The organism is Neptunomonas sp., from assembly GCF_016744175.1.
In the GTDB taxonomy this organism is placed as follows: domain Bacteria; phylum Pseudomonadota; class Gammaproteobacteria; order Pseudomonadales; family Balneatricaceae; genus Neptunomonas.
This window is the reverse complement of the sequence record NZ_JADGEV010000042.1, coordinates 1-10,834: the sequence shown is the minus strand read 5'-3', so window position 1 is coordinate 10,834 and position 10,834 is coordinate 1. Positions and strand designations below refer to the sequence as shown.

Here is a 10,834-nt window from a genome sequence, read left to right as displayed (position 1 = left end):
GCTCCCAACCCCAGAATACCCGCTACAAAAAACAGCGACCCGTACTTAATATCTTGATCTAAGCAGTTTTTAGAGGCCAACATTGAATAAGGCCATAAACAATAAAGTGCTGCCGCTAGCCCTATCCAGCCGGGAGAGATACCATGCATGTCATCGGTAAGCCACAGCACTAAGCACAGTCCCAATAAAACTGATAGGTACCGTTCCGCCGGAGCCATTGGAAAAATGCTTTTTTCATATGCTATCTGGCTTGATGGCCCTTTATCGGGAAATAGCCACACAATGAGCAAAACCAAAACTCCCGCTTTCATAAGGCCCAATACAGGAAAGTGCAGTAGTAAATAATCCCAATATGAAACCTCGTATGAAAATAGATTTTCTGACATTCCAGCCAATATCATATTAGGTGCGTTGGAAGGTAAAATAGCGAAAGCGGGTAACCAGGTCCCGAAAGCCGCAGCAGTTAGCATACCTATTCTGCCATTAGATTCTGAGCTGTACTCCATATGGTCAGCAAGTGCGATAATAATAGGAATCAACAACACTATACGCCCCATTGAAGAAGGCATCACAAATGCCAATAAAACACTAAAAACAACAATGCCTAGAATCACACCGACATAACGCAAACCCAGCATACGCGATAGAAGCCCCGCAGCACGCTTACCAAGCCCGGTATGGCGTATAGCTGCTCCAATAACCATACCGCTAAATAGTAACCAAAAAGCAGAGGACTGAAAGCCGGAGAAAACAACCTCCGCAGGCGCAAGCTCAAAAACCACAGCGATTAGAAAAAATGCTAATGCTGGCCAGTACTCAGGAACAGCCCCTGTCGCCCATAGACCAATACAAAGTACAGTGAGCGAAGCAACAATAGTCATATCTATAGATACAAATTGTAATGTGACTGCTCCAGTCATTATGGCTACAGCCACGATGATACCCATATGCCATATATCACTACTACGTGCTTTTAATATTACCTTGGGTATTGGTCTACTGCGGGGCTCAGCAGTTAGTACTGCCTGTGGCTTATGTATAGGAGATGTTTGTTCTGACATGAATCAACCTTGCCTGTGGCACTTGTCCATTAATGGGATAACTTTGCCATCTAGACACTAGGCTAATCCAATTGTTTATATGGAGGTGTCTCCTCTGATTAACTGAGGGTACATATACCTACCATGTGGAATGTATTATTTATGGTGAAAAAGACCGAGTGAATCCTGCTAAGAGACGTCCCAATAAAACACTACAAAGGATTTTCACTCAAAGATTTACTAATTCATTCATTGAACTGTATTCTAGCCATTATGTACTATTTTATGAGATGAAATGAATACTATGGATATTTTAGACGACATATTCACTACATTAGGGCTCAAAGGCGCACTCTATTTTCGAACTGATTTCTGCGCACCCTGGGGAGTAACCGTCCCACATCATGAAGGGGTAGCAAGGTTTCACCTTGTTATACAAGGCCGATGTTTTGTTAGAGTAAACGACAGCACATGTATTGAGCTTCACGCTGGGGATCTCATTATGATTCCCCGTGGAATGCAACATGAGCTACTTGATAGCCCTGATGCAAGCGCACCGCCACTTGAAGAAGTACTACATGAGACTGGATATACAGGTGCGGGAGTACTGACCGTAGGAGAGGGTGACTCTCGTGCTACAACACAAATGGTATGCGGTCATCTGAGCTTCAGGAAACAAGCTGACCACCCCATTCTACAAATACTGCCAAGCTATCTTCTTATGGCCAACAGCTGTCGAGCAAAACATCCATTGCTGGACAACATTATGCGTTTAATTACCCAGCGCATATTTGATGACCAGTTGGGTGCTGCAGCATCAATAACCAGGTTATCTGAAATAGTATTCATTGAACTACTGAAAGCAGGCATCAGCGAAACACCTCAACTTCTATCCTTACTTGAAGGCTTTAATGACCCCAAGATTGGTAAATCATTGCAATTAATTCATGAACAGCTTGATAACTCTTGGACCGTCGAATCACTAGCCACTGAAGTTGCTATGTCACGAAGCCGCTTTGCATACCGTTTCAATGAATTGATTGGAGTGGGACCAATGGCTTACTTATCAGACTGGCGCTTACAAAAAGCGGGGGCATTATTGGAGCAGTCTAGAATGAGTGTTCAACAGATCGCTTCTAGAACGGGTTATCAATCCGCATCATCATTTACTCGCGCGTTCACCGGAAAGTTCGGCATGGCTCCTCGAGAATTCAGGCAAATAGCATAAACAATACATATCGTCTCGTTAACTATGCAAACAATACCAATTTTATAACGCATTATTTACATTTAGTATCAGCTAATCAAAACTATATGCAACCAAGCACAAGCTCTGGTGTGAATTATTTTGATAACAGGTGAATACAATGTCGAATACTCTCTCGAAACAGCTAATGAACAGCATTGGGTTTAGCACTGTTGCTTTACTTGCTTCTCTTTCTATTTCTAGCTTAGCCAACGCCGCTGACGAACATAATGTAGCGCCCGGCCTAACAGCAGCAGGGGCGCCACTAGGATTACATGGTGTTGACCCCATTGCCGTGATTAAGACAGGAAATGCCGCCGAAGGACTCGCCCAATTTACGGCTACGTATAATGGTGTTGCTTACTATTTCAGTAATGAAAAAAGTATGACGCTATTCCAAAGTGCTCCGAATAGCTATGTACCTCAAAACGGTGGCTTCTGCACTTTTGGGGTTTCTGTTGGGAAGAAGTTTGATGGTGACCCGAACTTTGCCAGCATTGTTGATGGAAAGTTGTATGTATTTCTTAACGAAGAAATATATAAGCTTTACTTAAAAGATAAAAAAGGCACCATCAAAACAGCAGCATTACAGTGGAAACAAATTGAACACTCAGCAGCTCATACTCTGTAAATACCAGAAGAATTGTTAGATAGGGCAAAGGAATGCCTTTTCAAATGATCACGTTAACCACAAATGTAAATAGCACAAAACCTCTACTTGCACCTAGCAAGTCATATCCGGGTATGTCATTTTGAATCTTAGGTTAGCTGATACTCCTGCATTAGGTGAGTTGCTCCAACGCCATAGACGTGACAATTTTTTCCAATTGCGGCAATTCTGAAAGCTGCTGTCGTACTTCGGTCAAGCGCTCCATTGAGCGCGCTTCGACAAACACCAAAACATCTGTTGTTCCACTTAAAGCATGTGCTTGGCGAACCTCCACTATCGCTTTTATATCTTGCTTAACTGCACGCAAATCAAAGGGTCGAAAAGTCAATTCAAAATAAGCACATACACTTTGTCGCTCCTGTGCATCTCCTCGCTCTATGGTGTAACGACTAATCACACCCTGATTTTCTAGCTTACGAACGCGATCGTTAACCGCCGTACGTGACAAGCCAATAGATTCACCGATTGCTGCAAATGGCTGTCGTGCATTTTGCGCAAGCAGGTCCAAGATAGCACTATCGAATTTATCCATTACACCTCTCTAATTACCTTCAAGTTTTACAAACGAGCAACCCAAACCATTCCCACCGACTAATCACCCTTATTTACGGCAATATTACTGAAATAACGTCACTTTAACAGCAAATTAGATACATTTAGCAGCAGTTCTTAAAGATCTAATTTCGTAAGCTTATTAACACATAGTCAGTATCTTTTATCATCATATAGGTCTTCATAATGACATCGCCACTTACAGAACATATTCTTTACTCTGAGAACCAGCTACACATAGAGTCATGTAGCATTGAGTCAATTGCGACAAAAACAAACACACCTTTTTACTGCTACTCTAAAGCCCAAATACTAACAAATATCCAGCGCTGCAAGACAGCATTCAACCCTCATGGCATAGATATTCACTATGCAATGAAGGCTAATAGCAATATTAGTATTTTAAAGCTTATTGCCGAACAAGGGTTAGGCGTTGACCTTGTATCTAGCGGAGAACTGCTACGCGCTCAAGCAGCTGGGATACCTGAAAAATCAATGATATTTTCGGGAGTAGGTAAAACATCTACCGAACTCACGCTGGCTATTGCAGCCGGTGTTGGTCAGTTTAATGTCGAATCGGTAGAAGAACTGGAGCTACTCGCTACGTTGGCAACACCGCACACCGGGGCAATTTGCGCGGCACTTCGCGTTAATCCTGATGTAGCAGTCGACACTCATAAAAACATTACAACAGGTCGCAAAGGCAATAAATTCGGCATCCCGATAGAGCAGGCCTTATCTCTCTATCAGCGCTATGCAGACCACCCTTGGATAAAACTTAGCGGGCTAGCAATGCATATAGGATCACAGATTCAAAGTGCTGCTCCTTACTGCCAAGCGATTGATAAATTAATGGCTTTGGTAGAAAAACTCGAAGAAGAGGACTTTTCCATCGACAGTCTTGATCTAGGGGGAGGTTTTGGCGTCGATTATGGGGAGGGAGCAAGCTTAGATTTAGCATCTGTTGCTCAAGAAATAGCGCACTCTACAGCCGGTTTCAAAGGGCGTATTATCATTGAGCCTGGGCGCTCTCTATTAGCCAGCGCGGGTGTGTTGGTATCACGTATAACCTATATCAAAGAAGCGCAACCCAACCCGTTCCTGATTCTTGATGCTGCCATGAACGATTTAATGAGACCCGCGCTCTACCAAGCGTCACACCCCATTGTGCCAACCAATACTGATAATGACTCTTGTATGCGCCACTATGACGTCGTCGGTCCTATCTGCGAAAGCACTGATACCTTTGCGCGTAACTACCCATTAAGTGAATCACTCAAAGCAGGGGGGCTCGTCGCTTTTCTCTGCACAGGTGCTTATGGCTCGGTGATGAGCTCTACTTATAACAGCCGAAGTATTCTGCCAGAGCTACTCGTTAGCGGTACTGAAACACAGATTATTCGTAAAGAGATCACTCAGGTTCAACTCATAAAATATGAGCAATAATAGGCCTTATATCACTCTTAAACACTCTCAGCGATACAAAACAGCGACGGCACTGGCCGTCGCTGTGGTTTAAACCCGAGACCTAAGGACTATGACCATCCTTTTTTACGCTGTTTAGCATGGGATGAAACAGAGCGGTAATAACGAGTTCTTGATCGATCATTAGCACGTTTTTCAGCCAACGAGGCACTATTAAAAGCTTGCTCCTGCATTAGTTTGTTAAAGCTAGCTAAACGCCGGCTTTCCAGTTTCCCTAATGCAATAGCCGCTTGTATAGCGCAATCAGGCTCGTTTTGATGATGGCAATCATTAAATCTGCATTGCTTTTCTAAGTCACTAATATCCGTAAAAGTCTCTTTAACACCTTGTTCACAGTCTGCAATTTGCAGCTCTCGCATCCCGGGCAAATCTAAAAGAATTCCTCCAGAAGCCATAAAGTGCATAGTCCGCGCTGTGGTAGTGTGCCTCCCTTTGCCATCAGCATCACGTATCAAGCCTGTTGCTTGTTCTTCATGTCCGAGCAAAGTATTGATCAATGTCGACTTTCCAACGCCAGAAGAACCTAGTAACGCAACGGTTTTTCCTTCGCGGCACCAGACATCTAAGCATTCAGCACTTGCAGCATCAAGCCCATTTACGGCCTCAACAACCAATAGAGGATCTAGTGCCTGAACCTTACGAACATAACTGATGGCATCTTCACAATGATCAGCTTTGGTCAGTACCACAACAGCGTCGGCGCCAGCGTCTTTCACAAGGGACAAATACCGCTCAATACGGTTCAAGCTGAAATTGCTATTAAGTGAGCACGTCACAAAAACGGTATCAACATTGGCTGCAATAGATTGAGATACTAACTTACTACCTGGCGCTTTGCGCGAGAAAAACGATAACCGCTTTAATGCCCGATGAAAGTGGCCGGCGCCGTCAAGTAGAAGCCAATCACCTACCGTAAGAAGTGGCATATCACTGGCGAGTGATAACTTTTGCTTTCCGTGTTCATTAATCAATTCGAGATAAGAGCGGTGCTGTGCAACAACGCGTGAAGGAGTACAGACACCCCACTCATCAAGAGAAAGCTGTTGCAGAAAAAAGGACGTCCAACCCAATTGGGATAAAGAGTAATTTGTAGTCATAATAAGCCCTGATGCATAAAAGCATCATAGAAACGTTTCATCAGGGGCTGAAAAGCCCCGGCTTAGAAACCGGGCAGAGAAATCAGGTGTTACGTGAGATCAGACGACTGCCCGGAAGGTGTTGACTACAAACATGAATACCCTCCAGTGCGGAATTAATTGTGAGACAACGCTAATTTAACAGCTATATATGACGGGTCAAGCATTAACGTTAACAACATAAGTATGCACTCACTTATTCTTTTTAAAGGTCGAATACGCGTTTTACAAATCTTTACCTAGCTTTACATTTTCAGTTATTAATAACTCATAGGAGAGCCGTTAAACTTTATCCTCCTAGTTTCGTTTTGAGTCATTAATATGGATACGCTATCAAGATTTTCTAAACACACCATCAGTCTTCATTGGCTGATTGCATTCGCAATGATCGGTAGCCTAGCATTCGGGGTCTACTTAGAAGAGATGCCTCGTTCAGCCGATAAGGGTTTGCTAATGGGCATACACAAATCGGTTGGTGTTTTTATACTACTTTTTGCACTCTACCGCATAGTACATAGGCTACGTAACAAACTACCGCCCCCAGTAACAATCACACCTCTCTGGCAACAAAAATTTGCAAACCTTGCTCATATATTCTTACTTGCCGGTACTGTATTTATGCCTGTTTCTGGCATCTTCATGTCTATTGGAGGAGGTTATCCTATTACGGTATTTGGGTTGGAGTTAATCCCTGCAGGGGAGGGCAATGAATTGATAGCTAATATTGGTGGCGCTATCCATGGCTTAGGCGCGAAACTACTAATACTCACAGTGGTGCTGCATGTACTTGGTACTCTAAAACATCATTTCATCGATAAAGATGGGACATTGAAACGTATGTTAGGTGCACGCGTTTAGTTTTACTTTGAGTAGAGCAGTATTTTCTCATCACTATAAAGCAGCCAATTGGCTGCTTTATAGCTATTATTTATACTTTTCCTGCATTTGCGAGAGCATACTTTCTCTTTCATAGTCTGTTACGTACTCGAGAAATGTTTGTGCAACAACAGATAGCTTCTTTGCCTGCAAGTTTGCAAGATACCACTTAGTTGTAATAGGTAATTGTTGTACGTCCAGCTCAACCAACCCTCCGCTGCCGCCAAACGCAAGCGTGTGGCTGGATAGAATAGATACTCCCAGCCCAGACATCACCGCATGTTTTATGGCTTCATTGCTTTCTATGGTCATCCTCACATTTGGTCGAACCCCATGCTGAGCAAAGTGCCTCTCTACCGCATAACGAGTACCGGATCCCGTTTCACGGATCAAAAACGGCTGGTCAGAAAATACCGATAATGGAATGCATTTTTCATCCGCAAGAGGGTGATTCTTTTGAGCAATCGCGACCAAAGGGTTCGGTAAAAACTCATGTAAATGGAGCTTAGAGCTTTCAGGCGGATGGCTAAAAACATAGAAATCATCCTCGCCTTTCGCTAATCGATCCATGATCTGCTGACGGTTACCTACCTTAAAATTTATATCGATATCGGGATAGAGTTTTAAAAACTCACCCAAGAGATGCGGGATAAAGTATTTTGCGGTAGTGACAACAGCCAAACGCAATGTACCCGACTTCAATCCCTGAATATCTGATAGCTTCATTTCGAGGCGCTCTATACCACCCAAAACTTCACGGGCGCTGTGGATAACTTCTAAGCCGGCCTGTGTAAATATCAGCTTACGCCCAACATGGTCATAGATCGGCACTCCCACCGCATCCGAAAGCTTTTTGAGTTGCATCGACACTGTCGGCTGAGTCAGAAATAATGTTTTTGAAGCCGCCGTGATTGATCCCGTCTGATAGACAGCCAGTAAAATCTCTAATTGCCGAAATGTGCCAATCCTTGAATGTAACTTAGCCATAAGGGATAACCCAATACATAGATGATTATCTATGTATAACATAGTTATTATCAATTTTTATCTATATAGAAAGCACCACATAATAATTTATCGCTCTTTCAAGCAGAAAGGGCTTTTAGGTTGAGAGAATAATAGTAAACGATAATGTCAGTAATACCGTCATTTAACACCAGAGGTGAAATAATGAAAAAAATTGCGCACATCTTCACAATAATAGCTTGTTTGTTCTCCCCAGCGTTACTTGCAGAAAGCATGCACAATGATGATATAGATAGTACCTATGTTGCCGGATTTTTAGCTGGAGCTCAATTGACCGACCGTGTCATTATTAAGCGGTTTAACACGTATATTAAAAACGAGGAGCCATCTGACTTTGTCAAAAGAGCATTCAAAACGCGTGTAGGTGAGCGCCAAGCAGCTGTACCAGCAACTTTCTATGCAGGCTTTTGCATACCAGAGAAAACCTCAGAAAAAGTTGTAATAAGCGCTATTCTTAAAGAAGTTAAAAGCGCTAACAGTAGCAAAGACTTAAAAAAAGCCAGCTCTGTTTATCTAGCTTTACGAAATCTTTATCCTTGTCAGCAGTCATAAGTACTCATTGGCAATAAATAGGTGAAATCTTGCGCGAAATAATTAAACATACATCTTTTGTGAGTTTTATACAGTGTGAGCTAAATCTCAAAAGGAGATCATAATGAAGCACAAGCGCAGGCTTTTAGGGAAAGAGTACATAGCGCCTTGGGAGCGCGCATTCGACAAAGTACTCTCCCCAATTGATGAGTTTATCCACAGGCAAACGACCAGTGGTGTATTGTTGATGCTGTGTGCAGTTATCGCTCTGTTTATTGCTAACAGCTCGCTTGCTCATCACTATCATGATTTTTTTAAGCTCTATTTCACTATTGGGCTAGAAGGTTTTCAATTATCTAAATCACTTCACCACTGGATCAATGATGGCTTAATGGCCATATTTTTTCTGGTGGTAGGCCTGGAATTAAAGCGTGAACTTCTGGTAGGCGAACTTGCTAATGTGAAGCAAGCTTTGTTACCGATTATTGCCGCTGTGGGCGGTATGTTGGTTCCCGCTTTGATCTATATATCCATCAACCCAAGTGGGCATACCCTAGATGGATGGGGTATTCCAATGGCAACCGATATCGCTTTCGCACTAGGAGCATTAGCATTATTGGGTAATAGAGTTCCCCAAAGTCTTCTGATGTTTCTCGTTGCTCTTGCTATTGTTGATGACCTAGGTGCAGTAATAGTTATTGCGCTTTTTTATACCGAAAGCCTCAATGTAACTGCTCTAATGCTGGCAGGTTTCTCAATTTTCATTTTGCTTTGTTTCAACTTGGGAGGAGTACGCACGCTGCTGCCCTATATACTCATAGGCATTGTCCTGTGGATAGCCATGCTTAAGAGTGGTATCCATGCCACATTAGCTGGGGTTATATTGGCCTTTACAATTCCAATGAAACCCAAATATGATCCGAAGCGATTCCTTTCCCAAATTCAGGAAGGTGTTGAGAAAATAAAGTCTGCCTTTAAAAAGAATGAAAACATCCTCGTCAATGACGCGCTTCGCTCTCGGGTTAGAGCACTTGGTAATGGCGTAAACTTAGTACAGGCGCCAGCCCAGACTCTTGAACACAAGCTTCACCTTTCATCTGCCTATCTCGTTATCCCCATTTTTGCTCTTGCCAATGCAGGTGTTCCTATAGACTTTGCAAATATTGGTAGCGTTCTCTCTCATCCTGTAGCCATGGGAATAGGCTTAGGCTTGGTGTTTGGAAAGTTAATAGGGATCGCTGGTTTCACTTGGGTAGCCGTAAAGCTTGGCGTAAGCGAATTGCCCAAAGGGCTTAATATGAATCACATCATCGGTGTGTCATTCATGGGTGGAATAGGCTTTACCATGTCTATTTTTATTGCTGAACTGGGCTTTGTTAATCACCCTGAAGATTTACTTATGGCTAAAACAGGGATCCTATTTGCATCACTCACTGCAGGCTTAGTTGGGTTTGCATGGCTCTACCTAACATCCAAAAAGCAACCGGTCGATATTGATGTTCCGGAATTATTACCTGAGAAGGATCATCATTAGAGCATTAACGTAATGCTTCTTAATACACAAAAACCGCTCAAAAAGAGCGGTTTCTTTCTTCAACGCCGTTGAAGATTGTTCGCCATGAACCTTCAGATATTTTAAGCCATATTAGCGGCTAAAGATGAACCGTTAACGGGAGGTTTGCAAAATAATGTAGCACATTTTAAAATCTCAACATTACTTGAGATCAGCAGATATTTATCAATATGAAAACTAAACCTGAACCCAAAAAAGAGCTCTCGGTTGGGGAAGTCTCATCAAGAAGCGGGCTTCCTGTTTCAACCATTCATTTTTATGAATCGAAAGGTCTTATCTGCTCGCAAAGAAACAATGGTAATCACCGACGCTACCCAAGAGGTGTGTTAAGGAAACTTGCCGTCATTAAAGTTGCACAGAAAACAGGCATCCCCTTAGAAGAAATTAAACATGCAATGAGCGGGCTTTCTAACGACAAGACGGTCACCGCAAGTGATTGGAATAATCTTGCACAAGCGTGGAAAGAAGCTCTAGATGAACGAATCAACCAACTTACCCGTCTGAGAGACACACTAGGCACCTGCATTGGCTGTGGTTGCTTATCAGTCACAGACTGCGCGCTGTTTAACCCCGAGGATAAAGTAAGTGAGAATGGGCCCGGTGCATACTACCTAAACCCCAATGTTAAGCTCAATATGAATGATGAGAGCGTTGAGTCATAAAATGGGCAGAAGGAATATTATTAATAACCTAAACGCC

General features: G+C 42.9%; 11 protein-coding genes. 7 read left to right on the top strand and 4 right to left on the bottom strand.

The features are described from left to right. On the bottom strand, positions 1-1,061 hold a 1,061-nt coding region (locus QZZ55_RS15860; protein WP_293268399.1), incomplete at its 3' end, for an SLC13 family permease. A 274-nt stretch (positions 1,062-1,335) separates the two neighbouring features. Here QZZ55_RS15860 and QZZ55_RS15855 point away from each other — a divergent pair. Next, positions 1,336-2,268, top strand: a complete 933-nt coding sequence (locus QZZ55_RS15855) for an AraC family transcriptional regulator (protein WP_293268398.1) — start codon at positions 1,336-1,338, stop codon at positions 2,266-2,268. 139 nt (positions 2,269-2,407) lie between these two features. Next, positions 2,408-2,917: a YHS domain-containing (seleno)protein gene (locus QZZ55_RS15850; RefSeq protein ID WP_293268397.1), complete on the top strand. Its 510-nt coding sequence runs from the start codon at positions 2,408-2,410 to the stop codon at positions 2,915-2,917. 151 nt (positions 2,918-3,068) lie between these two features. Here QZZ55_RS15850 and QZZ55_RS15845 read toward each other — a convergent pair whose 3' ends face one another. Then, a complete protein-coding gene (locus QZZ55_RS15845) occupies positions 3,069-3,488 on the bottom strand; it encodes an Lrp/AsnC family transcriptional regulator (RefSeq protein ID WP_293268396.1) in 420 nt (139 codons plus the stop codon). Between the two features lie 206 nt (positions 3,489-3,694). Here QZZ55_RS15845 and lysA point away from each other — a divergent pair, with 206 nt between their 5' ends. Continuing rightward, the gene (lysA, locus tag QZZ55_RS15840; protein ID WP_293268395.1) at positions 3,695-4,954 is read left to right on the top strand and encodes a diaminopimelate decarboxylase; all 1,260 of its coding nucleotides are present in this window, start codon (positions 3,695-3,697) and stop codon (positions 4,952-4,954) included. Positions 4,955-5,043: 89 nt separating this feature from the next. On the opposite strand, the gene rsgA is transcribed toward lysA, so the two are convergent. Next, complete coding sequence (rsgA, locus tag QZZ55_RS15835) at positions 5,044-6,090, bottom strand: ribosome small subunit-dependent GTPase A (RefSeq protein ID WP_293268394.1); 1,047 nt, start codon at positions 6,088-6,090, stop codon at positions 5,044-5,046. A 360-nt stretch (positions 6,091-6,450) separates the two neighbouring features. Here rsgA and QZZ55_RS15830 point away from each other — a divergent pair, with 360 nt between their 5' ends. After that, entirely contained in the window at positions 6,451-6,987 is a 537-nt protein-coding gene (locus tag QZZ55_RS15830) for a cytochrome b (protein WP_293268393.1), read from the top strand. Positions 6,988-7,053: 66 nt separating this feature from the next. On the opposite strand, the gene QZZ55_RS15825 is transcribed toward QZZ55_RS15830, so the two are convergent. Beyond that, a complete protein-coding gene (locus QZZ55_RS15825) occupies positions 7,054-7,992 on the bottom strand; it encodes a LysR family transcriptional regulator (RefSeq protein WP_293268392.1) in 939 nt (312 codons plus the stop codon). A 183-nt stretch (positions 7,993-8,175) separates the two neighbouring features. On the opposite strand from QZZ55_RS15825, the gene QZZ55_RS15820 reads away from it, so the two are divergent. From QZZ55_RS15820 to soxR, 3 genes are all read left to right on the top strand, one after another. Further along, positions 8,176-8,583 carry a Rap1a/Tai family immunity protein gene (locus tag QZZ55_RS15820; protein WP_293268391.1) on the top strand — a complete coding sequence of 136 codons (408 nt, stop codon included), beginning with the start codon at positions 8,176-8,178 and terminating at the stop codon, positions 8,581-8,583. Positions 8,584-8,686: 103 nt separating this feature from the next. After that, positions 8,687-10,096: a Na+/H+ antiporter NhaA gene (gene nhaA, locus QZZ55_RS15815; RefSeq protein ID WP_293268390.1), complete on the top strand. Its 1,410-nt coding sequence runs from the start codon at positions 8,687-8,689 to the stop codon at positions 10,094-10,096. 209 nt (positions 10,097-10,305) lie between these two features. Further along, positions 10,306-10,797: a redox-sensitive transcriptional activator SoxR gene (soxR, locus tag QZZ55_RS15810; protein ID WP_293268389.1), complete on the top strand. Its 492-nt coding sequence runs from the start codon at positions 10,306-10,308 to the stop codon at positions 10,795-10,797. The last annotated feature ends 37 nt before the right edge of the window (positions 10,798-10,834 follow it).

Bases quoted from the DNA above. Each gene is read 5' to 3' on its own strand.
- soxR (WP_293268389.1), top strand. From the start codon at position 10,306: ATGAAAACTAAACCTGAACCCAAAAAAGAGCTCTCGGTTGGGGAAGTC.
- QZZ55_RS15855 (WP_293268398.1), top strand. From the start codon at position 1,336: ATGAATACTATGGATATTTTAGACGACATATTCACTACATTAGGGCTC.
- QZZ55_RS15820 (WP_293268391.1), top strand. From the start codon at position 8,176: ATGAAAAAAATTGCGCACATCTTCACAATAATAGCTTGTTTGTTCTCC.
- QZZ55_RS15845 (WP_293268396.1), bottom strand. From the start codon at position 3,488: ATGGATAAATTCGATAGTGCTATCTTGGACCTGCTTGCGCAAAATGCA.
- lysA (WP_293268395.1), top strand. From the start codon at position 3,695: ATGACATCGCCACTTACAGAACATATTCTTTACTCTGAGAACCAGCTA.
- QZZ55_RS15850 (WP_293268397.1), top strand. From the start codon at position 2,408: ATGTCGAATACTCTCTCGAAACAGCTAATGAACAGCATTGGGTTTAGC.
- rsgA (WP_293268394.1), bottom strand. From the start codon at position 6,090: ATGACTACAAATTACTCTTTATCCCAATTGGGTTGGACGTCCTTTTTT.
- nhaA (WP_293268390.1), top strand. From the start codon at position 8,687: ATGAAGCACAAGCGCAGGCTTTTAGGGAAAGAGTACATAGCGCCTTGG.
- QZZ55_RS15830 (WP_293268393.1), top strand. From the start codon at position 6,451: ATGGATACGCTATCAAGATTTTCTAAACACACCATCAGTCTTCATTGG.
- QZZ55_RS15825 (WP_293268392.1), bottom strand. From the start codon at position 7,992: ATGGCTAAGTTACATTCAAGGATTGGCACATTTCGGCAATTAGAGATT.